Raw genomic sequence first — 22,301 nt, forward strand, 5'->3', positions numbered from 1 at the left:
CGACAGCGCGATGCAGCGGCACGAAGGCTCGCGATGGTCCATTGGTTCGTCCTCCCTGCGCCGGACATTGCCGGCGCGCCCCCACGTCCCGCGGGTGGCGCTGACAGGCAGGATTGAAGGACCTGGCCGCGGTAACTGTCAAGACGGACGGCGCGCGTCCGCCTCAGCCAGCCGACTCAGCTGGGCAGTGGCATGCGACAGAAGTCGAGGATCCGATGGGAGAGGGCGCGGGTATCCCCGCGAAGAATCCACTCGGACGATATCCCGAGCTCCTCATCGAGCGTCGAAAGGTCCTCGGCGCTGAGGTTACCGTCCCTTGCCCGTTTGCGCATGACGTGGAGCGAGAGATCAAACACACGCTCGACAAGACGCAATCGGTCCCGGATCCCAGTTCTGCCTTCCTGAGTCAGAAGCAAAGCTTCGGCAAACAGACAGACAAGCTGCCGTTGGTTCGCCCCAAGCCCCGCCATTAGCTCTCCAAGCTCGGCAATACTCACAACGGATCACCAATGAAAGTCGGAATAGCCCCCTGCCGTGACAGTCTTTCAACTACCGTAGACAAGTGCAGGCCAGACGATATCAGACCGCTCCGTTGTTTCAGCCCCCAAAGACGCTATAATTCCTATTTGCCGACTTAGGCAGATCTGGCCGACTAAACCGATTCCGCCGAGAGGCCGGTAAGGGCACGGGCGAACTCATCCGGATCGAATGGCTGCAGGTCATCGATGCTTTCGCCCACACCGATCGCATGGATCGGGAGACCAAAACGGTCGGCGAGCGCGACGAGCACGCCGCCCTTGGCAGTGCCGTCGAGCTTGGTCATGACCAGCCCCGTCACGTCAGCAATGCGTCGGAAAATATCCACTTGTGACAACGCGTTCTGACCCGTTGTTGCGTCAAGGACCAGCAGGGTGTTGTGCGGTGCTTCGGGATCGCGCTTGCGGATCACCCGGACGATCTTGGCAAGTTCCTGCATCAGATCGTCGCGATTCTGTAGCCGTCCGGCCGTATCGATAAGGAGGAGATCGGCTCCTTTCGCCTCGGCGTGAGCGAGGGCATCGAACGCGAGACTCGCCGGGTCCGAGCCCTGTGCGGCGGTCATCACCGGCACCCCGGCACGCTGTCCCCAGACCTGAAGCTGCTCGACAGCCGCCGCGCGAAACGTATCACCGGCGGCAATCACCACTGACTTTCCCGCCGCTCTGAACTGACTCGCGAGCTTGCCGATCGTCGTCGTCTTGCCCGACCCGTTCACGCCGACGACGAGCACAACCTGCGGCCGCTTCGGATAGATCGGCATCGGCCGGGCGACCGGCTCGAGGATGCGGGCGATCTCGCCGGCAAGGAGTTCGCGGACCTCCGTCGCGCCGACGCGGCGGCCAAACCTGCCCTCGGCCATGCGCGCGGCGACCTTGAGCGAGGTGTCGACGCCCATGTCGGCCTGGATCAGCAGTTCCTCGAGGCTTTCGAGCATCTCGTCGTCGAGCACGCGCCCCCGCTCCTGTCCAAGCAGGCGCCCGACGAGGCCGCCGCGCGCAGGCGCCGGAACGGACGCCCCGGAGGGCGCGCGGTCCGGGGCTGGCGGAGAGGCTGGCGGAGAGGCTGGCGCAGGGGCCCGCACGGGGGCTGGCACAGAGGACGGGTCAGGTGTTGGCGCCGAAGTCGGGGCCGGGTCGGCGGTCGGCGACTCCTCGGGAGCCGGCGCCTCGTCGATGATCGCGTCGATGCCGTCCCCAAGCTTCGAGGAAGACTTGAACAGCCGATCCTTGAGCTTCTGGAAGAATGCCATCTCGATCTCCGTGCCAGGGCGCCCTTCCCCTAGCCGGCGGAAGGCGCGGATGCAAACCTCGAGCGGACGATCCGGGCAGAGCCGGATCGTCCGCTCGAGGCCATCGAATTTTCACAATAGCTTAAGCTTAGCCATCTCGCGCTAGCGCGGTCGGACCTTCGGGCGCGCGGCCTCGGACTCCCGCGCGGCGGCCGGCTTCTCGTCACGGAAGATGGCCCACGCGGCCATGAAGAGCGCCGCGATCAGCGGGCCGATGACGAAGCCGTTGATCCCGAAGATCGAGATGCCGCCAAGCGTCGAGACCAGAATCACGTAGTCCGGCATCTTGGTGTCGGCACCGACCAGCTTCGGCCGGAGCAGGTTGTCCACGAGCCCGATGACGCCGACGCCGATCACGACGAGGATCACACCCTTGCCGACTTCACCAGTGGCAAAGAGGTAGATCGCCGCCGGCAGCCAGACCAGCGCCGATCCCACGGCGGGCAGCAGCGACAGGAAGATCATCATTGCCCCCCAGAGGAGCGCGCCCTCGATCCCGAGCAACCAGAAGGCGATACCGCCGATCGTGCCCTGGATGACGGCGATCGCGATGTTGCCCTTGACGGTGGCACGGACCACGGCGGCGAACTTCTGGATGAGCGCGCGGTTCTTCGCGTCGCTCATCGGCATGCAGGCGAGGATGGCCCGCCCGATGGCCCGCCCATCCCGGAACAGGAAGAAGAGCACGTAGAGCATGACGCCGATGCTTGCGATGAAACGCAGCGTGTTCGAGCCGAATGTGACGGCGCGGGTGGCGATGAACTGGCTGACCTGCTTCGCCGCTTCAACGAGCCGGTCGCGCAGGGCATCGAAGTTGTTCAGGTTGAACCGGTCGAGAATGCGCTCGAGCCACGCCGGCATGGCGGCGTGGAGGTCCTGGAGCACCTGCCCCGGATCGTACTGATTCTGCTGGATGCGCGCGACCATCGCGGCGCCTTCGCTGACCAGAGCGCCGAGGATGAGGCTCATGGGGATGATCGCGATGACGATGCAGACGAGGATACTGAGGAGCGCCGCACTGTTGCTGCGCGCACCAAAGCGGCGCTCGAACCGGCGCTGGAGCGGATTGAAGACGATCGCGAGGATCACCGCCCAGAAGACCGCGCCGTAGAACGGCACGAGCAGCCAGAAGAATGCGACGGAGACAAGCGCCAGAAGGAGCAGGAACGCCTTGTGCTGCAGCTCTGTCTCCACGTGCCCCCCCGGCCTGTGCGATATGCACTGGTCGCAAGGGTACCCGGGCGGCGCGGGCAGTGGCAAGACGTGGCCGACCGCGTCACGCAAGCTTCGTCAGGCCGGACCCGGATCCTTGTCGAGCAGGCGGACGGCCCCCGCCTTGACCTGCGCCTGGATCGCCTTGGTGATCTCTATCTGCGCCAGCTCGCCCTCCTTGCGGGGGACATCGCGGAGCGCGCCGAGGTCCTCGACGTAGCGCTCGGAGAGCCGGCGCGGCAGGTTGTCGAGGATGAAGCCAACGGCGGGGCTGCCAAGGGACAGACCATGCTTCATCGCCTTCAGCAGCGTTTCCTCGGGGATGTCGCGTATCACGCCGGCGACGTCGCGGCTCGCGATGCGCAGCGCAATGTCGTCGAAGGTGAACATGATCCGCTGCACATCCTGGGCGAGGAAGGCGTCCTGCGCCTCGAGGAAGTTCAGGAAGCCCTCGCGGACCTCGGTCGAGATGTTGTTCATCAGGCTCGCGATCATGTCGGCCGGGCGGCGCTTCGAGAGGTTGCGCTGCAGGACCGAGAGGAAGTCGCCGTCGATCGCGCCCTTTATCGCGGCGGCGACCGGGGCGTCGAGGGTCGGCACGCGCGAGAGGCGCAGCACGACCGCCTGGGCGAAGCCGCGGTCGAGGCGTTCGAGAACGCCCGCCGCCACCTCCGGGCGCAATTCGGAGAGGACGACCGCGGCGGTCTGCGGATGCTCCGCCTGAAGGAAGGTGGCGATCGGCGGCGCGGGGGTCTGGTTCATCTGCTCCCAGACCGAGCGGCCGTCGGCCTTGCGGCGACCGTCGAGCAGGCGCTGCACCTCGTCTTCGTCATCGACGACGGCGGAGAGGAGGCGTCGGGCGGCCTGCGCGCCGCCGGAAAGCTCGGGGCCGGTGGTGAGCAGGTCGAGGAACTCCATGATGACCGCGTCGAGCACGTCCTGCGGCACGCGGCCGAGGCCGCCGATCGCCCTGGCGAAGCGGACCATCTCTGGCTCGGAGAGCGAGCGGAGGATGCCGCTGGCGAGTTCGGGGCCGATGGCGGTCAGGATCACCGCCGCCTTCTCGATCGGCGAGGGCATCGCCTCCGGGCGAATCGTCGGGGCGGGCGGCAGTCTGGTCAGATCGGCCGGGCGGGGGCGGGCGGGGACGAGGGAGGACTCGCTCATGGGGTGTAGCTCCGAACCAGTGCCCCGGCGAGCAGGCTCCAGCCGTCGGCGATCACGAAGAAGGCGAGCTTGAAGGGCAGCGACACGAGGGAGGGGGGCACCATCATCATGCCCATGGACATGAGGACGGCGGCGATGACGAGGTCGATGACGAGGAACGGCAGGAAGATCAGGAAACCGACCTCGAAGCCGCGGCGGATCTCGGAGAGAAGGAATGCGGGCACGAGGACGGAGAGAGGGGCGCCGTCGGCGGTTGCGGCCGGGCGGGCGGGGGCGGCGTCTTCGAGAAGTCGGACGGTCTCGGGATCGACACGGGCAGCCATGAAATCGCGGAACGGCGCCATGATGGGGATGAACGCCTCTTCGGGCGTGATCTCGCCGGCCGCCATGGGGGCGATGCCATCGTCCCACGCCTGATCGAAGACCGGCTCCATGACGAACCACGTGAGGAAGAGGGCGAGGCTCACGATCATCATGTTCGGGGGCGCCTGCTGGACGCCGATCGCCTGACGAAGGATCGAGAGCACCGTCACCATGAAGGGGAAGCAGGTGACCATGATCGCGAGGCCGGGCGCGAGGGAGAGCAGGGTGAGGAGGAGGAAAAGCTGGACGGTGCGCAGGCTGAATGACTGGCCGTTGCCCATGTCGATCTGGATTTGCTGGGCTGCGGCGGGCAAGGCCGTCAGGAGAAGCACCGCGGCAAGGCTGACGAGAAGGCCGGCGGACAGGCGCCGCGGAAGCTGCGCGTACCACTTAACATGCTGACATGAATTGATATTATTCCCGGCGCTAACCGGATCGCAACCTCGGTTGACTGCGCCGGTGAGCAAGGACGGGCCGCAGGACAGGCCGTCCGCCCGCCCCGGGTGCGTCTCAGATGTCATTCGAGAAGTCGGCGACCTCGGTCAGCCGCACGCCGAGGCGGCCTGAGTCGTCGCCGAGTTCCTGAAGCTCGCCGCGCGCGATCAGGCGGTCGCCGATGTAGAGCTCGACCGGATCGTCGATGCTCGAATCAAGGGTGAGGACCGAGTCGCGGCGAAGTTCCACCAGTTCGCTTACGAGGGGGCGGGCCTTGCCGACGGAGATCGTCACCTCGATCGGCACGCCGAGAAAGGCGCCGGTTCGCGCCTTCGGGCCGGCGCGTTCCGGGCTCGGGCCAACGGTCGGGTCGGTGTCGGGCATCTCACTGCCTCGCGCCTCATGGGCTGGCGCCGCGGTACCCTGCCCGGTGTCATCCATGCGATCGTTCATCGGTTTCCCCGTAGGTTGTGTTGGCGCGAAGGTGGTCGAGGACGCAGGCGCAAACCTGTTCGGCGCAGGCGTCGAGATCGAGGTAGTCGAAGCCATGTTCCCAGAAGACCTGCGCCTCGCGCGGCAGGAGTTCGGGCGCCGCCTCGATCACCGCGGCGATGCCGCGCGCCTCAAGCCGGTCCCCGAGCGGGTCGACCATCTCCGGCGCACAACGGATGCGCGGGCGGGCCTGCGGTGCGGCGGCGATGGCGCGCTCCACCGCGCGGGCTACCTCTGCCCCGAGACCAGCCTCGGCGAGCGCCGGCGTCACTGCCCGGACCATCGCCTCCAGCACCGGCGCGAGGCTCGCCGCCGCGTGCCAGCGCGCCGCCTCGTTGGAGAGACGGGCATCCTGCAACGCCTCGACGAGTTCGCTGGTCAGGCGGTCATCCTCGGCGAGCATCGCCTCGGTGGCCGCCGCCTGTCCGGCCATGTAGCCCTCGGCGTAGCCGGCCTCGCGCGCCGCCGCGAGCCGCCGTTCGAGGACGTCGGTGCGTGGCGGCGGCAGCGTGGCGACGCCGGGCGCGAAGGTCTCGAGACGATAGGCGCTCATGACCGGGCGGGCTCGCGGCGCAGGTCGGCACGGGTGTCGGGCGCCTCGATCCAGGCACGGATCACCGCGGCGCTGTCCTCGGAGCGGCTGGCGATCACCTCGCGCAGGCGGTCGATCCGGGTGACCGAATGGGCGGCGAGGTCGATGATGTCATCCTGCGGCCGCGGCAACTCGGGTATCGCATCCCGGCCGCCGAGCTGGGCCATCTCCAGAACCGGCTGGCGGCTCAGCATCGGACGGAACACGAAGAAGACAAGCGCGAGGACGATGGCCGCGAGAACCGCGAGCTGCGCGAGGCGCCCGCCCCAGATGTCGAGGAAGCCCGCCCGCTCGGCGAGCGCCCCCTGCTCCGGTGTCGCCATGAACTGAAGCGAGGAGATCGTGACCGTGTCACCGCGCGCCGCGTCGAAGCCGATGGCGGACTGCACGAGCTGCTTCAGGGTGTCGAGTTCGTCCTGCGGCCGGGGCGTCCAGCTTTCGGTGCCGTCGGCGCCGGGCGTGGTCAGCCCGTCGACCATCACCGCGACGGAGAGGCGCTTGACCGCGCCGGGGTGGATCACCCGCTCGCGTTTCGTCTCGGACACGTCGAAGTTCTGGCGCTCGCGGTTGGTGGAGGCATTGCGGTTGTTCTCGCCCGTGCTGCCCCTGACGTCGCCATCGGGCAGGTTGCTCGCGACGGTGACGCTCGGCGTGTTGCCGGTCGCGTTGTCCGTCGAGGATTCGGTTTCCGAGCTGATCGGCACGCGGCTGTCCGGGTCGATCAGGCGTTCGCTGATGGTCTGCGCCTCGGTGTCGGCATCGACGTTCACCTCGACGATGGCGCGGCCGTGGCCCACGCGCGCCTCGAGCAGGCGCTCGACGTTGGCCCGGAGCTTCTCCGCCCGGTCGAGCGGCCCGCCGGGGCCGCTGCCGAGGGGGTCGTCCTTGCCGGCGAGCACGACGCCTTTCGCCGCGTCGATGACGGCGACCGACTCGGGCGAAATCCCGGCGACGGCGGAGGAGACAAGGTAGCGGATCGCCTCGGCCTGGCCGCGATCGAGCTCGCCGCGCGCCATGGTGACGGTGACGGAGGCCGAGCCCGCCGGCGTGCGGGAGAACGGCTGCGACACGGGATTTGCGAGATGGACGCGGGCCGCGCGGACGTTCGGCGAGCCGGTGATCGTGCGGGCGAGCTCGCCTTCACGCGCACGCCAGTAGGCGGCGTCGAACATCTGGCTGGTGGTGGCGAATCCCGAGAGGGTGTCGAGTATCTCGTAGCCGGCCGGGCCGCCCGCCGGCAGGCCCCGGGCGGCCAGCGCCATGCGGATCCGGTCGCGCGCGGCGCTCTCCACCAGAATCGACGTGCCGTCGACCTGATATCCGACGCCCTGCGCCTCGAGCTCGGCCACGACCTCGCCCGCCGCGGCGGCGTCGAGGCCGGAATAGAGCATGGCAAAGCTCGGCTCGGTGGCGATGCGGGTGACGCCGAAGATCGCCGCGACCACGGCGAGGGCGGCGAGGCCCGCAATGAGACGCCGGCGGGTGTCGAGCCCGTCCCAGAACGCCCGGATCTGATTCAAGGCCGTCGACCTCCTCGCCCGGCCCCGTCCTGGAGCCGGCTTCAATTCGCAGGGAGTGTCGGTTCACGAGGTTTAAGATTCGGTTTCCCCGACCGGCGCCGGGTGAGAAAGCCGCGCGCGCCGCCGGTCGGGACCACTGCCTCGCTTAATGATTGATTAGGTGAACGCGGTTTAACTCTGCCCGGAATTTACCGTTTTAACAGTTGGGGTTGTCTCATGTCCGAGACCGTTGTCAGCGACGCTGAGCCGTCCGTGCCGCCGAAGCGCCGGCTCGGCCTCATCCTCGGGGTCGTGGGAGCGGTCGTGCTCGGCGGCGGCGGCTTTTATGGCGCGCGGTCGGGGATGATCGACCCCGGCGCGCTTTTCGGCGGCGGCGAGCCGGGGCGCCCGGAGGCATCGGCGCGGCTCGCCGCGGATTTCGTGCCGATCGGGCCGATTCTCGTCTCGCTCGGACCGGGCGGGCGGGCCAAGCATCTGCGCTTCAGCGGCCAGCTCGACGTGGCGCGCGAGCACGCGGCCGAGGTGCAGGCGCAGGTGCCGCGCGTCACCGATGCGCTCAACACCTACCTGCGCGCCGTCGAGGTGCGCGATCTGGAGGATCCGGCCGCGCTCACCCGTCTCCGAGCGCAGATGCTGCGGCGGGCGCAGACAGTGACCGGCGGCGGGCAGGTACGTGATCTGCTCGTGACCGAATTCGTCCTGAACTGAGGGGCCGACCGATGGACTTCCTGATGAACGGGCTGCTCCTTGCGGCCACCTGCTTTGCGGGCACCTATTGCTGGGTACTCGCCCGACGCGTGCGCGCCCTGAAGTCGCTGGAGGGCGGCCTCGGCGGCGCGATCGTGACGCTGACCCGTCAGGTGGAGCTGGCGCGCACCACGCTCGAAGAGGCGCGAAGCTCGTCGGGCGACACCAAGGCCGAGCTTGGGAAGATGGTCGAGCGGGCCGACATGGCGGCGAACCAGCTGCGTCTGCTGATCTCGGCGGCGCCGCACGCCGCCCCTGCGCCGGCGCGCGTGTCCGACACGGCACCGCCGCCCGAGGCGAAGGCTGCCGGGTCGCGCGGCGTTCGGAGCGAGCCGACGATCACCGCCCGTGGACCGGCGGCGGCGCAGGTGCGCCGCGCGCCGCGACCGCGAGCGGTGGTCCCGACGATGGGCGTGGTGGCGGATCATGTGCCCCGACCCGAAGCCGAAGCCGCGGCCGGGCCGCAGGCGGTGTCGATGGCGATTCCGGCGCTCGACCGGCTGGTGGCGGGGCCACTCGTCCGGTCGCAGGAACCCGTGGACTCCGGTCACGCGGCCGCGCGGCCTCTCGCCGAGGTGCCAAAGCCACGCGCGCTCGCGCCGGTTGAAAACCCGCTCCGCCGCACTCGCGCTGTCGCGGCAAAGCCTGCGCCGGCCGCGGCGGAGGGCGAGGACGCCCTGCTTCAGGCGCTGAGCGTGCTTGCGGGGGGCCGCTGACGCCATGATGGCCAGACCTTCCGGACCGGCGCTGGGCGGCATCGGGCTCATCGTGCTCTGCTTCGCCGCGTCAGCGGTGCTGCGCGCCGGTGATGCCGGCTGGGCCTGGGCCGAGGAAGCGGCGCACACGGTCGGCGCGCCCGCCGCGCCGCCCCCCGACAAGGACGCGCTCCTCGCGACGATCCGCGACCGCGAGGCGCAGCTCGACGCCGAGGAGAAGCGCCTCGCCGATCGCCGGCAGACGCTCGGCGTCGCCGAAGCGAAGCTCGCGGAGCAGCTCGCGGCCTTCGGGAAGGCGCAGGCGAATCTCGAGAAGACCCTCGCGCTGGCAGACGGGGCGGCGGAGAAGGACCTGTCGCGGATGACCACGGTCTACGAGAACATGAAGCCGGCGGACGCCGCGAAGATCTTCGAGAAGATGGACGTGAAGTTCGCGGCCGGCCTGCTGGCACGGATGCGGCCGGACACCGCCGCGCAGGTCCTGACCGGCATGAGCCCGGAAGCGGCCTACGCGGTCACCGTGACGATCGCGAGCCGCAACGCCCGGGTGCCGACGCAGTAGCCGCGCGCCGGCACCGACCGAAGCCATTTCTTAAACCTCTCCCCGCTAAGACCGCTCGCAGAGACTGGCTTCGCGGCAACGCTTTTCCCCGAGACGCAGGTAGCAAGCATGTTCGGTATCGTCGGCATCGTCGTGGTCTTTGCCATGGTCTTCGGCGGCTACATGCTGGCCGGCGGCAATCTCGAGATCATCCTGCACTCCGCGCCGCACGAGCTCCTCATCATCTTCGGCGCGGCGGTCGGCGCCTTTCTCATCGGCAACAGCAAGCACGGCATCGTCAGCACGCTGCGTGACATCGCCAAGGTGTTCCGGGGGCCGCACTGGAAGCCAGGCGACTTCCAGGACCTGCTCTGCCTCATGTACCAGCTGATCCGCGTCGCCCGTGCCAACCCGGTCGAGCTCGACCAGCACATCGAGAACCCCTCCGCGTCGGCTATCTTCACCGCCTACCCGAGGATCCTCGCCGACCGGGAGGCCGTGGCGCTGATCTGCGACACGCTGCGCTCGGCGTCGATGAACTACGACGACCCGCATCAGGTCGAGGAAGTGCTCTCGAAGCGCATCGAGAAGCATTACGCCGAGGCGCAGCACTCGTCGCACGCGCTGCAGATCATGGCCGACGGGCTGCCCGCACTCGGGATCGTCGCGGCGGTGCTCGGCGTCATCAAGACGATGGCCTCCATCGACCAGCCGCCGGAAATCCTCGGCAAGATGATCGGCGGCGCGCTGGTCGGCACCTTCATGGGGGTGTTTCTCGCCTATGGCCTCGTCGCGCCGTTCGGGACGCGGGTGCGCGCCGTGGTGGACGAGGACGAGAATTTCTACCGGCTGATCCAGGAGGTCATGGTCGCGGCGCTCCACAAGCACCCGCCGAAGGTCTGCGTGGAAGTCGGGCGGCAGAACACCCCGGCGAATCTGCGGCCGACCTACAATGACCTCGAGGACGCCCTGAAGGCCTCGACGCCCGGTCTCGCCGCCTGATGCGCGCCCCGTTCCTGAGCATCGTGGCGCTGACCGCGGCCCTGCCGGCACTGGCCGCGGAGGGCGGGCCGATCCGTGGCGGCGAGCATGACGGCTTCACCCGGATCGTGCTCGAGGTCGAGCCCGCGACCGAATGGTCGCTCGAAAGCCGCGACGGCCGCGCCGTCGTGACGTTTCCCGGGCGCAGCATCGGCTTCACCACCGACGGCGCCTTCGACCGGATTCCCCGGAGCCGCGTCACCGCGATCGACGTCGGGACCGCGCGCGGCGGCGGCATGGTCGCGTTGACGCTCGGCTGCGACTGCCGGGTCTCGACCTCGTTCGTCGGCGCCCGCTTCCTCGCGATCGACATCACCGACCGGGTCGAACCGACGCCAACCGGGAAAGCCGCACCGGACGAAGCTCTCCCCATCGGCGAGGCGAAGACGCTCGCCGATGTCGAGCACGCGCTGGTGCGCCAGATCACCCGCGCCGCCAATCAGGGGATCGTCCGCTACTCGGACGACGCGCGCCCCAAGGCTCCCGAGCGCCCGGAGAGCAGCGCCAATCCCGGCCGGCCGCTGGCCCGGCCCGGACCGACGCGCGGCACGGACGATCGGCTCTCCCGCACGTCCCTGCCGCCCTCGGGCGAGGCACAACTCACGATTGCCGATCTGTTGCGGCACGAGCAGGTCTCGGCCAGCACCGTCTTCGACCGCGACAGCCGGCAGGCGCGCCAGCGCCCCCCCGTGAAGCCGGTGCCCGGCGTCTGCCTCGCCGACCGCGCGCTCGATGTTACCCGCTGGTCTGACGGCACGCCGTTCGCCGAGCAGCTCATCCGGTTTCGCACCCGTCTGCTCGGCGAGTTCGACCAGCCCGACACGGGTGCCGTCGACGGCGCCGCGCGGCTCTATGTCCGGTTCGGTCTCGGCGCCGAGGCCGTGGCCTTGCTTGCGGCCTTCCCCGACGCGCCGATCGCCGACCGGGCAATCCTCGTCGATCTCGCCCGCGCGGTTGACGATGAGCCGGTGGCACCCGCCGGGCCACTCGCTGTCGATGCGGAATGCCCGGGGCTGCACGGGGTCTGGCTCGCCGCCGGCGGCGCGGTGCCGGTCTGGCGGACCGCCGGGGGCTTTGACGCGATGCAGGCAGCGTTCGCCGAGATGCCGACCGAGCTCAGGGGGCTGCTCGCGCCGCGCCTCGTGCGCCGGCTGATCGACGCCGGCCGGATCGACGAGGCACGGTTGATCTATCTGATCGCCACCCGCTCCGGCGAGGCGCCGGGGCCGGGGCTCCAGCTCGCCGAGGCGCGGCTGGCGGCGGCCGAGGGCCGCTCGGCCGAGGCGGTCCGCACCATGGCAAACCTCGCGCGGAGCAACGAGGCCGCGATCTCGGTCGATGCGCTGGCGGACCTCGTGCGGGTGGCGCTCGATGCGCATCTGGCGATCCCGGAGCTGGTCGCAACCGACCTCGCCACGGCGACGCTGGAGTCGCGGGGCTCGGAGCGGGATGCGCGGCTGCGCGGGCTGCTCGCCGAGACGCTGGCGCAGCGCGGCGACCTGACCGGCGCACTCACCGAACTGCGCCGGGCGCGCACGGACCTGCCGTCGCAGGCGGCGGGCTTCGGCTCGCTCGCGGTCCAACTCATCGGTGATGCCGATCCGGCAACCATCGGAGACGCGGTCTATGCCGAGGCCGCGCTCGGGGCCGAGGACCTGATCGCCGCTGCACCTGCCACCGACCCGGCGCGCGCGGCGATTGCCGGCCGGCTCGTGGACCTCGGACTGCCGGACCCGGCGCTTCGCATCATCGCGCCGGGACTCGACGCCGGCCACGAGGCGGCGCGCATCGTCGCGGCCCGGGCCGAGATCGCGCGGGGCGACGGCGCAGCGGCCCGCGCCGCCCTCGGGCCACTCGCGAGCACCGCCGCGATCGAGCTGCGCGCCGAGGCCTATGCCCGATCCGGCGACTACGGCGAGGCGCTCGCGACACTCGATGCAGCCGGGATCGACGCCACGGCGGCGGGCTATGCCTGGGCGTCGGGCGACTGGGCGAAGGCCGAGGGCGCGGCGGACGCCGATCGCGCGGCCATGGCGCGCTACATGGCGGCGCGCGCCGGCGACGCGCCCGCACCGGCGGCGGTGGACGACCCCACCGGGCGCGATCCCGCCGGGCTTGATGCGGGCGCGGCCTTCGCCGCTCCCCTGCCCCCGCTCGAGCGCCCGAGCCTCGGCGCGGCAAGAAGCCTGCTCGCGACCGGCGGGAAGATCGGCGGTTTCGTCGAAAGCGCGATCGCGGAGCCCTGAGCGAGCCTTGCCCTCGGCGGGGGAGTTGCGGCAGGCTCGGCTGCGCGCTTCCGCCGAGTTTTCGAGGACACCGCCCCCCGTGCCCAATCCCACACCCCGCTTCTCGCCCGACGAATACGCCGCCCGCCTTGCCCGGACCCGGGAGGCCATGGCGGCGAAGGGCATCGACTGCCTGATCGTCTCCGATCCGTCCAACATGCACTGGCTGACCGGCTATGACGGCTGGTCCTTCTACGTGCATCAGGCGGTGGTGGTGCCGCCGACCGGCAACCCGGTCTGGTTCGGCCGGGGCATGGATGCGGCCGGCGCGGTGCGCACCGCCTGGCTGCCCGACGCCGACATCATCGGCTACCCGGACGAGTACGTGCAGTCGACCGAGCGCCATCCGATGGACGTGCTCGCCGGGCTCCTGCGGGATCGCGGGCTCGGGCGGCTGCGGATCGGCGTCGAGATGGACAACTACTGGTTCTCGGCCGCGGCCTACGCGGCGCTGGCGCGCGGCTTGCCGGACGCGCGGATGTCGGACGCGACCGGCCTCGTCAACTGGCAGCGCGCGATCAAGAGTCCGGCGGAGATCGACTGCATGCGAAAGGCGGCGCGGATCGTCGAGGCGATGCACGCGCGGATCGCCGAAGTGGCGCGGCCGGGAGTGCGCAAGTGCGACCTCGTGGCCGAGATCCTCGCGACCGGCACGCGCGGCACGGCGGAGTTCGGCGGCGACTATCCTGCGATCGTGCCGATGCTGCCCTCGGGCGCCGACGCGGCCGCGCCGCATCTCACCTGGGACGACAAGCCGATGCGGGCGGGCGAAGGCACGTTCTTCGAGATCTCCGGCTGCTACCAGCGCTACCACTGCCCGCTGTCGCGCACGGTCTTCCTCGGGCGGCCGACGCAGGCGTTCCGCGACGCCGAGGCCGCGACCCTCGAGGGGATGGAGGCGGGTCTCGCCGCCGCGAAGCCCGGCAACGCCTGCGAGGACATCGCCATCACGTTCTTCGCCGTGCTGGCGAAGCACGGCATCGAGAAGGACAGCCGTACGGGCTATTCCATCGGCCTCAGCTACCCGCCGGACTGGGGCGAGCGCACCATGAGCCTGCGCCGCGGCGACCGGACCGAGCTGCGGCCCGGCATGACCTTCCACTTCATGACCGGCCTCTGGCTCGAGACGATGGGACTCGAGATCACCGAGTCGATCCTGATCACCGAGACCGGGGTGGAGTGTCTTTCCTCGGTACCGCGCGCGCTGACGGTGATCGACTGACGCGATCGGCATCGCCCCGCGGGCCGCGCGCGCGCCGGCGCCCCTCGAAGCCGCTTCGCGACGCGCGCCGTTAACTCTCCCGGGAATCGTGGCGTTCCCGGGAAGCTCCCGGCCGGTTACCCTCACGATCAGGGGCGCTCCGGCATTAACCATGATTGCGCCGCGGCGCCTTCGGAGTCCGATCGAGATGATGCTCCCGCCCTCCCCGGTCACGCCGACGATCGATCTCGACACCCGCGGCGACGCACCCGGCGCGCGCCACGGCTTCCTGCGCCTGCCGTGGAGCCGCGACGACAGTGCCTGGGGGTCGGTGATGATCCCGATCGCGGTGCTGAGCGGTGGCGACGGGCCGACGGCACTGCTGACCGGGGCGAACCACGGCGACGAGTACGAGGGGCCGATCGCGCTTTTCGACCTGGCGCGGAGCCTCGACCCGGCGACACTCGCCGGCCGGGTGATCATCGTGCCGACGCTGAACGCGCCGGCGTTCCGGGCGGGCACCCGCACCAGTCCGATCGACCGGGGCAACCTCAACCGGAGCTTCCCCGGGTCACCGACCGGCAGCGTCACCGAGAAGATCGCCGACTACGTCACGCGCGAGCTGCTGCCGCGCGCAGACATCGTGCTCGACTTCCATTCCGGCGGCCGGACGCTCGACTTCATACCGTTCGCCGCCGCACACGTCCTGCCGGACAAGGCGCAGGAGGCGCGGGCGAAGGCGGCAGTGGCGGCGTTCGCGGCGCCCTATTCGGTGCAGATGCTCGAGATCGACAATGTGGGCATGTACGACACCACCGCCGAGGCGGCCGGCAAGACGTTCGTCACCACCGAGCTTGGCGGCGGTGGCACCGCGCGGGCCGAGACCGTGGCGATCGCCCGGCGCGGGGTGAGGAACCTGCTCGCGCACGCGGGTGTGCTGCGCGGCGCGCCGGAGCCGGGCGAGACGCGGTGGCTCGACATGCCGTCGGGCGAGTGCTTCACCTTCGCCGAGGACGACGGGCTGATGGAGCCGGTGGTCGATCTCGGGACGGTGGTCGCCGCGGGGGACGTTGTGGCGCGGATCCATCCGGTGACGCGCACCGGGCTGGCGCCGGTCGAGCTTCGCGCCGGGCTGAGCGGACTGCTCGCGGCCCGGCACTTCCCCGGCCTCGTCAAGGCGGGCGACTGTGCCGCGGTGGTGGCGGTTCCGATCTGAGGCGGCCGATCTGAGACCGGCTTCAGCGCGGGATGATCGCGCCGGGGTGGCCCACGACTTCCGATGCCATCGCGTGGCCGGCGGCGAGGCAGGCGGCTTCATCTTCGCCGTGGATGTAGGCCGCGAGATAACCGCCGTTGAAGCTGTCGCCGGCCGCGGTGGTGTCGACGACCCGGGCAGCGCGGGCGAAGGGCGGCAGCGTGCCGGCGGGGCCGATCGGGATCGGGCCGGCGTCGCCGCGCTTCAGGGCGCCGCGACGGACGCCGCCGCTGACGAGACGCGAGCGGACCTCGGCCTCGCAAGCTTCACCGTAGAGCGCGAGTTCGTCATCGAGCGAGGGCAGGCCCACGTCGGCGAGGTTCCAGAACGCGGTGATCTCGGCGCGAGCGGTCGCCTGATCCGGCCAGAGGCGCGGTCGGTAGTTCGAATCGAACGCCACCGAGCCGCCGTTCACGCGCACCCGGTGCAGCGCATCCTTGAGGGCGGCGCGGGCGTCGGCCGCGAGGATCGCCACGGTGATGCCGGAGAGATAGACGAGATCGAAGTCGCGGAGCGCGGCGGGCGTCACCTCGGCGGGGGCATGGAACAGGGTGCGCGCCGCCGACTGGTCGCGCCAGTAGGTGAAGCTGCGCTCGCCGCTTGCATCGAGGCTGATGGCGTAGAGGCCGGGAGCGCGCCCCTCGCGGCGCTCGATGAGGTCGGTGCCGAGCCCCTCGGCGGCAAAGGTCGCGGCCATCTGGTCGCTGACCGGATCGGTGCCGAGGGCGGTGACGTAGGCGACTTCGGCCGACGGCGCGAGGCGCTTCAGGTAGACCGCGGTGTTGAAGGTGTCACCGGCGAAGTCCACCCGTCCGCGCTCCGCGCCCGGGCGGGGCATCGCCACTTCGACCATGCACTCCCCGATGCAGGCGACCTTGGTCATGCGGCTTTCCCCCCAAACCGTTTCCCGAGTCCTACCGGCGTCCGCCGCCAACCGCCAGCCCGAGACCGCTCCCGGCGGGCACCCGGCTCAGGCCGCGTCCCGCTCCTGCCGCTCGTCCGTGAGGGAAGCATTGCGTATCCGGCGCGCCGTGACCTGTTCCCGGTGCAGCGTGAACAGACCGGTTGCCACCACGATCGCGGTTCCAAGCAGCATGATCCAGTCCGGCCGCTCGCCGAACACCACGACACCGAGGAAGAGCGACCAGAGCAGCAGAGTATAGCGGAACGGCTGCACGAAGCCGATCTCGCCGGTGCGCATGGCATCGACGCTGAACACGTAGCCGATGAGCAGCGCGCTCCCGGCGCAGACCAGCACCCCGAGATCGGAAAGGACCAGCGGCCGCCACCCGGTGACGAGCACCAGACCCCCGGCGGAGAGCGTGACCGCCAGCGAGGTCGCGAACACCACCGTCATGGCCGAGGTGCCCGACGAGATGCGGCGGGTGCTGAGGTCGCGCAGCACGATGAAGGCGATGGACGCGATCGCCCAGAGTGCCGGAGTATCGAACCCGTCCGGTCCGGGCCGCAGGATCAGCATGACGCCGAAGAAGCCGATGCCGATCGCAATGTAGCGCCGCCAGCCCACGGGCTCGCGAAAGAACAGCGCCGCGGCAAGCGTGACGGCGAGCGGAAGGCTTTGCAGGATGGCGCTGGCGTTGGCCATCGGCATGTGGAAGAGCGCCGTCAGATAGCAGATCGCACTGCCGATCTCGCCGAAGACCCGCAGGCCGACGCGGGTCCGGTCGACGGCCGCAATCCCGAGGCCGAGGCCGAGATCGCCCCGGCGCCAGCCGATGAGCCCGACAGCGATCGTCGCGAAGATGCCGCGCACGAAGATCGCCTGATAGATCGTCATGTCGTCGGCCAGCGACTTCATGAAGGCGTCGCCCGTCGCGAAGGCGACGCTGGCGATCACCATGAAGGCCGCGCCACGGGCGTTGTCAGAGCGCATTGCCGCGCCGCAGGTCGAGGGTTGCGATGACCGAGAGCACCGCGCTCGCCAGCATGAGCCAGGCGAGCCCCAGCGCCCCGGCGCTGGAGCCGACGAGAGCACCCGCCGCCACCGAGAGCACCGCGCCGCCACCGATCATCAGGCAGCCGGCGAGACCGGAGGCCGAACCCGCGAGGTCGGGCTTCACCGAGACGACACCGGCGTTGGCCGAGGGCAGCACGAGGCCGTTGCCGACGCCGGTGAGCGCCATCGCCGAGAAGAACCCGAGCGGCCCGGCGATGCCGGCGAGAAACAGGCCCGCGACGATCGCCACGGCCAGCGCCGTGATGATGCCGCCCACCAGCATCATGCCCGTGAGGCCGACGCGGCTGGCATAGCGCCCGGAGAGGAAGTTGCCGACGAGATAGCCGACCGCGGGCATGCCGAAGTAGAACCCGAGCTCGGACGGCGACATCCCGAGGATTTCGCTGGCAACCCATGGCGCGCCGCCGAGGAACGCATAGAACACCCCCGACCCGAAGGACGCGGTCAGCGCGTAGCCCCAGAACGGCCGCGAGCCGAGCAGCGTCGGGTACTGTCGGAACTGGTCCACGAGGCTCTCGCTCGGGCGGGCGTTGGTCTCGCCGAGATCGGCCCAGACCAGCGCAAGCACCGCCGCGCCGGAGACCAGACTGAAGAGAAAGACCGAGCGCCAGCCGAAGGTCTCGTCAAGGATACCGCCCACCATCGGCCCGATCATCGGCACGATCGACATGCCCATGGTGACATAGCCGAGCAGGCTTGCCGCCTCGCGTGGCGGCACCATGTCGCGCACGATCGCCCGGCTGAGAACGAGGCCGGAGGCGACGGCGGACTGGGCCATGCGGCAGGCGAGAAAGATGGCGATGTTCGGCGCGAACAGGCACCCCGCGGTCGCCACGAGAAAGATCGCGCCGGTGATGAGCAGCACCGGGCGGCGGCCATATCGGTCGGAGAGCGGCCCGAGCACAAGCTGCAGGATCCCCGTCAGCGCGAGATAGCCCGACACCGCCGTGGCAACCACAGCGTAGTCGGCATCAAAATCCTCGGCGATGCTCGGCAACGACGGCAGGATGACGTTGAGGCTGAGGGCCGCAATGCCCGTAATCAAGACCACCGTCACAATATTCGGTGGTGTCCGCCGGTCCAGCCAGACCCCGCGAGCGCGATCCCTCGCCTGCATTCGACTTCGCCTTCATCCGGAAACAGAAAGCCCGGCGCGCTCCGATCGGAGCCGCCGGGCGCGCATGCCGGGCGCCTCAGGCGCCCTGCACGTTCACCGAACCAGCGTGATCGACCCCGCCGAGCTGCGGCCGTCGCGGCCGGTCTCAAGCTCGTAGTTGATCTTCTGGCCGTCGGCGATCGAGCTGAGGCCCGCGCGCTCCAGAGCGGACACGTGCAGGAATATGTCCTTGCCGCCCGCATCGGGCTGGACAAAGCCATAGCCCTTGGTCGCGTTGAACCACTTCACCGTTCCGGTCGCCATTCAAGACTCCTTGGCAACGCCCGCCCGCGAGAGTGCGGCGGCTCGGGTAGGGTCGTACCAGGATCGAGAGGCCGACCCGTCGTCAGACGTGGAGCAGATCGAAGGGGCAACACTACCGCGGTCGCGCATACGTCAACTCGGCTCAGAGAACAAGCCGAGTCGTGGGACTTCGCCCGTCAGTCCTGTTCGCGCTGTCGGCGATCGGCCGCGAGGCGCCGGCGCCGGCGGATGCGCTCGCGCCAGAAGACGCTGAGCCGGCGCCGGCTGCGAATCGAGTTGTTGGCGACGGTCGGCCGGATGAGCGGCACGTCGACGGCGAGCAGCATGACGCCGAGGGGAAGCATCCAGATGCCGAGCACCGGAAGGAACGAGAAGCAGCCACCGAGGATAAGCAAGAACGCGGCCGGCAGCCGGATGATCCGCATGCCGTCCTTGAGAAGGCGTTCAGTCACCGGCCTGGTGACGGGCATCGCCCGCGCCAGAGCCTCGAACTGACGGTGCAACCGTCGCTTGTCCTTTACCACGCCTCTAAGCTTCGCCCCCTTTGGGTCCGAAGGTGATACGATCGACGTTCATCATCAAGCTCTCTCACGGACCGACGACCAAATCGTGAAGTGTGCGTGACCCTTCCGCCGCGCCGGCATTGCTCCGGCCGATGGGTCGCACCCCACGTCAACGCCCCTCGCTCCTTGCTGTGCTCCGTGCTGCGGCAAGCGGGCTTGTTGTGGTCTGAAGGCGCTGCCGTCAACAACAAAGGCCCCGCCGGGGGCGGGGCCTTGCAGGTCTGCCGGGCGGTGAGGATCACTCGGCCGCGGCGTTCTCCTCGGTCTTCTCCTTGCCGGTCTCCTGATCGACGACCTTCATGGAGAGGCGGACCTTGCCGCGCTCGTCGAAGCCCATGAGCTTCACCTTCACGGTCTGGCCCTCCTGGACCACTTCCTTCGGGTGGCTCACGCGGTCGCTCGACAGCTGGCTGACGTGCACGAGGCCGTCACGCTTGCCGAAGAAGTTCACGAACGCGCCGAAGTCCATGATCTTCACCACCTTGCCGGTGTAGATCTTGCCGACCTCGGGCTCGTCGACGATGGCGCCGATGAGCTCGCGGGCCTTCTCGATCGCCGCGGCGTTGGCCGAGGCGATCTTGATGGTGCCGTCGTCGTTGATGTCGACCTTGGCGCCGGACTCCTCGACGATCGAGCGGATCACCTTGCCGCCCGAGCCGATGACTTCGCGGATCTTGTCGACGGCGATCTGCATGGTCTCGATGCGGGGCGCGTGGGCGGAGAACTCGGTCCGGCCGGCGGTGAGGGCGTTGGCCATCTCGCCGAGGATGTGCATCCGGCCGTCCTTCGCCTGGGCGAGGGCCTGCTCCATGATCGCGGGCGTGATGCCGGCAACCTTGATGTCCATCTGCAGCGAGGTGATGCCGTTCGCCGTGCCGGCGACCTTGAAGTCCATGTCGCCGAGGTGATCCTCGTCGCCGAGGATGTCGGTCAGCACCGCGAAGCGCTCACCCTCGAGGATGAGGCCCATGGCGACGCCGGCGACCGGTGCCTTCAGCGGCACGCCACCGTCCATCATCGAGAGCGACGAGCCGCAGACCGTCGCCATCGACGACGAGCCGTTCGACTCGGTGATCTCGGAGACGACGCGGATCGTGTAGGGGAAGTCGGTCGCCGCCGGCAGCACCGCCTGCAGCGCGCGCCATGCGAGCTTGCCGTGGCCGATCTCGCGGCGGCCCGGGGAGCCCATCCGGCCGGTCTCGCCCACCGAGTACGGCGGGAAGTTGTAGTGCAGCAGGAAGTTGGAGCGGTACGTGCCGTGCAGCGCGTCGATCATCTGCTCGTCGTCACCGGTGCCGAGCGTGGTCACCACCAGCGCCTGGGTCTCGCCGCGGGTGAAGAGCGAGGAGCCGTGGGTGCGGGGCAGGACGCCGACCTCGGAGACGATCGGGCGCACGGTCACGAGATCGCGGCCGTCGATGCGGCGGCCGTGGTCGAGCACGTCGCCGCGGACCACGTCGGACTCGAGCTTCTTGATGACGCCGTCGAGTGCCGGATCCGCCTGCTCCTCCTCGGAGAGGCCGGCCTTGATCGTCGCCTTCGCGGCCGAGACCGCGGCCTGGCGCTCGAGCTTGTCGCGGATGCCGAAGGCCGCGCGCATCGCGTCGCCGCCGACGGCCTTGGCCTTCTCGTAGAGCGCGGTGGTGTCGGCCGGCTGGAAGGCGAAGGGCTCCTTGGCCGCGACTTCGGCAAGCTCGATGATGAGGTCGATCACCGGCTGCATCTGCTCGTGGCCGAACTTCACCGCGCCGAGCATCTCGGCCTCGGACAGCTCATAGGCCTCGGACTCGACCATCATGACCGCGTCCTTGGTGCCCGCGACCACGAGATCAAGGCGCTGCTCCGGGTTGTCGCGGAGCTTCTCCATGTCGTCGACGGCCGGGTTCAGCACGTAGGAGCCATCGACGAAGCCGACGCGGGCCGCGCCGATCGGGCCCATGAACGGCGCGCCGGACAGCGTGAGCGCGGCGGAGGCCGCGATCAGCGCCACGATGTCGGGGTCATTCTCCATGTCGTAGGAGAGGACGGTGGCGATGACCTGGACTTCGTTCTTGAAGCCCTCGACGAACAGCGGGCGGATCGGGCGGTCGATCAGCCGCGAGGTCAGGGTCTCCTTCTCGGAGGGACGGGCCTCGCGCTTGAAGAAGCCGCCGGGGATCTTGCCCGCGGAGTAGGTCTTTTCCTGGTAGTGTACGGTCAGCGGGAAGAAGTCCTGGCCGGGCTTGGCCTTCTTCTCGTAGACAACGGTGGCGAGAACGCTGGTCTCGCCATAGGTGGCGAGCACGGAGGCATCAGCCTGGCGCGCAAACTTCCCCGTTTCGAGCGTGAGCGTGTCATGCCCCCACTCGATCGACTTCCTGGTTTCGTTGAACATATCGCTTCCTTACGTCTCGGCCGGCGGACCCCCTGGCCCGGGCCGTGCAACGCGGGGGAGATTCCCGCGGACCCCGTTGCTTCTCGGATAGGGGCGTTCCCTCGGGGTCGGAGGGGCCCTGCGGACATTGGCGGCTTCGGGTCGTCGGCGCGCCAGCCATGCGCCGGATGCAAAAAGGCGCGCCCGAAAAGGGGCGCGCCGTCTCAGGTCAGCGGCGGATACCGAGGCGGGCGATCAGCGACTGATAGCGCGCTTCGTCCTTCTTCTTGACGTAGTCGAGCAGCTTGCGGCGCTGCGACACCATCTTCAGGAGACCACGACGGGAGTGGTTGTCCTTCTTGTGGGCCTTGAAATGCTCGGTCAGCGTGGTGATGCGGCTCGTCAGGATCGCGACCTGCACCTCGGGCGACCCGGTGTCGCCGGCCTTGGTGGCGTAGTCCTTGATGAGCTGCTCTTTCACGTCGGGCGTGATCGACATCGGATGTTCCTTTTCTAGCGAACATGGGAAAACCGTCCGATCGGTGGCACCAGCCGGGATGTCGTCCAGCAGGGTCATGAAAAGACGGACCGG

21 protein-coding genes are annotated in these 22,301 nt (G+C 69.5%); 7 read left to right on the forward strand and 14 right to left on the reverse strand.

From position 1 onward, the window contains the following. Positions 1-652: 652 nt before the first annotated feature. The 7 genes from ftsY to fliF form a co-directional block, all read right to left on the reverse strand. Positions 653-1,789 carry a signal recognition particle-docking protein FtsY gene (ftsY, locus tag HNP73_RS03725; protein WP_184147236.1) on the reverse strand — a complete coding sequence of 379 codons (1,137 nt, stop codon included), beginning with the start codon at positions 1,787-1,789 and terminating at the stop codon, positions 653-655. Positions 1,790-1,930: 141 nt separating this feature from the next. Then, positions 1,931-3,022, reverse strand: coding sequence for an AI-2E family transporter (locus HNP73_RS03730; protein ID WP_184147238.1), 1,092 nt, complete (start codon positions 3,020-3,022; stop codon positions 1,931-1,933). Between the two features lie 96 nt (positions 3,023-3,118). Further along, on the reverse strand, positions 3,119-4,207 hold the full coding sequence (locus HNP73_RS03735) for a FliG C-terminal domain-containing protein (protein ID WP_184147240.1): 1,089 nt from the start codon (positions 4,205-4,207) through the stop codon (positions 3,119-3,121). Beyond that, positions 4,204-4,902, reverse strand: coding sequence for a flagellar type III secretion system pore protein FliP (fliP, locus tag HNP73_RS03740; protein WP_343063192.1), 699 nt, complete (start codon positions 4,900-4,902; stop codon positions 4,204-4,206). Before fliP ends, HNP73_RS03735 begins: the two co-directional genes overlap by 4 nt. Positions 4,903-5,080: 178 nt before the next feature. Then, complete coding sequence (locus HNP73_RS03745; RefSeq protein WP_184148022.1) at positions 5,081-5,389, reverse strand: FliM/FliN family flagellar motor switch protein; 309 nt, start codon at positions 5,387-5,389, stop codon at positions 5,081-5,083. Positions 5,390-5,438: 49 nt separating this feature from the next. Then, positions 5,439-6,050, reverse strand: a complete 612-nt coding sequence (locus tag HNP73_RS03750) for a FliH/SctL family protein (RefSeq protein WP_184147242.1) — start codon at positions 6,048-6,050, stop codon at positions 5,439-5,441. Next, complete coding sequence (gene fliF, locus HNP73_RS03755) at positions 6,047-7,609, reverse strand: flagellar basal-body MS-ring/collar protein FliF (protein ID WP_184147244.1); 1,563 nt, start codon at positions 7,607-7,609, stop codon at positions 6,047-6,049. Before fliF ends, HNP73_RS03750 begins: the two co-directional genes overlap by 4 nt. 216 nt (positions 7,610-7,825) lie before the next feature. On the opposite strand from fliF, the gene HNP73_RS03760 reads away from it, so the two are divergent. The 7 genes from HNP73_RS03760 to doeB all read left to right on the forward strand — a co-directional run bounded on the left by HNP73_RS03760 (position 7,826) and on the right by doeB (position 15,356). Continuing rightward, the gene (locus HNP73_RS03760; protein ID WP_184147246.1) at positions 7,826-8,317 is read left to right on the forward strand and encodes a flagellar basal body-associated FliL family protein; all 492 of its coding nucleotides are present in this window, start codon (positions 7,826-7,828) and stop codon (positions 8,315-8,317) included. A gap of 11 nt (positions 8,318-8,328) precedes the next feature. After that, positions 8,329-9,072 carry a DUF6468 domain-containing protein gene (locus tag HNP73_RS03765; RefSeq protein ID WP_184147248.1) on the forward strand — a complete coding sequence of 248 codons (744 nt, stop codon included), beginning with the start codon at positions 8,329-8,331 and terminating at the stop codon, positions 9,070-9,072. A 7-nt stretch (positions 9,073-9,079) separates the two neighbouring features. Further along, positions 9,080-9,634: a MotE family protein gene (locus HNP73_RS03770; RefSeq protein WP_221288163.1), complete on the forward strand. Its 555-nt coding sequence runs from the start codon at positions 9,080-9,082 to the stop codon at positions 9,632-9,634. Between the two features lie 108 nt (positions 9,635-9,742). Then, a complete protein-coding gene (motA, locus tag HNP73_RS03775; RefSeq protein WP_184147251.1) occupies positions 9,743-10,615 on the forward strand; it encodes a flagellar motor stator protein MotA in 873 nt (290 codons plus the stop codon). Next, entirely contained in the window at positions 10,615-12,900 is a 2,286-nt protein-coding gene (locus HNP73_RS23115) for a hypothetical protein (protein ID WP_246399498.1), read from the forward strand. The genes motA and HNP73_RS23115 overlap by 1 nt, the downstream gene beginning before the upstream one ends. A gap of 79 nt (positions 12,901-12,979) precedes the next feature. Beyond that, a complete protein-coding gene (gene doeA / locus HNP73_RS03780; RefSeq protein ID WP_343063193.1) occupies positions 12,980-14,161 on the forward strand; it encodes an ectoine hydrolase DoeA in 1,182 nt (393 codons plus the stop codon). A 187-nt stretch (positions 14,162-14,348) separates the two neighbouring features. Then, a complete protein-coding gene (doeB, locus tag HNP73_RS03785; RefSeq protein ID WP_184147255.1) occupies positions 14,349-15,356 on the forward strand; it encodes a N(2)-acetyl-L-2,4-diaminobutanoate deacetylase DoeB in 1,008 nt (335 codons plus the stop codon). A gap of 22 nt (positions 15,357-15,378) precedes the next feature. Here the strand turns inward: doeB and HNP73_RS03790 are convergent, their stop codons facing one another. From HNP73_RS03790 to rpsO, 7 genes are all read right to left on the reverse strand, one after another. Next, positions 15,379-16,278 (reverse strand): sugar kinase, encoded by a 900-nt coding sequence (locus HNP73_RS03790; protein ID WP_184147257.1) that lies wholly within the window; start codon positions 16,276-16,278, stop codon positions 15,379-15,381. 87 nt (positions 16,279-16,365) lie between these two features. Then, positions 16,366-17,289: a DMT family transporter gene (locus HNP73_RS03795; protein WP_184147259.1), complete on the reverse strand. Its 924-nt coding sequence runs from the start codon at positions 17,287-17,289 to the stop codon at positions 16,366-16,368. After that, positions 17,279-18,424 carry a multidrug effflux MFS transporter gene (locus HNP73_RS03800; protein ID WP_343063195.1) on the reverse strand — a complete coding sequence of 382 codons (1,146 nt, stop codon included), beginning with the start codon at positions 18,422-18,424 and terminating at the stop codon, positions 17,279-17,281. Before HNP73_RS03800 ends, HNP73_RS03795 begins: the two co-directional genes overlap by 11 nt. 159 nt (positions 18,425-18,583) lie before the next feature. Further along, positions 18,584-18,793: a cold-shock protein gene (locus HNP73_RS03805; protein WP_184147263.1), complete on the reverse strand. Its 210-nt coding sequence runs from the start codon at positions 18,791-18,793 to the stop codon at positions 18,584-18,586. 176 nt (positions 18,794-18,969) lie between these two features. After that, the gene (locus HNP73_RS03810) at positions 18,970-19,296 is read right to left on the reverse strand and encodes a tryptophan synthase subunit beta (protein WP_184147265.1); all 327 of its coding nucleotides are present in this window, start codon (positions 19,294-19,296) and stop codon (positions 18,970-18,972) included. Positions 19,297-19,594: 298 nt separating this feature from the next. After that, positions 19,595-21,730 carry a polyribonucleotide nucleotidyltransferase gene (gene pnp, locus HNP73_RS03815; RefSeq protein ID WP_184147267.1) on the reverse strand — a complete coding sequence of 712 codons (2,136 nt, stop codon included), beginning with the start codon at positions 21,728-21,730 and terminating at the stop codon, positions 19,595-19,597. A 208-nt stretch (positions 21,731-21,938) separates the two neighbouring features. Continuing rightward, the gene (rpsO, locus tag HNP73_RS03820) at positions 21,939-22,208 is read right to left on the reverse strand and encodes a 30S ribosomal protein S15 (RefSeq protein ID WP_184147269.1); all 270 of its coding nucleotides are present in this window, start codon (positions 22,206-22,208) and stop codon (positions 21,939-21,941) included. Positions 22,209-22,301 lie beyond the last annotated feature (93 nt).

The organism is Amaricoccus macauensis, from assembly GCF_014201905.1.
Taxonomy (GTDB): domain Bacteria; phylum Pseudomonadota; class Alphaproteobacteria; order Rhodobacterales; family Rhodobacteraceae; genus Amaricoccus; species Amaricoccus macauensis.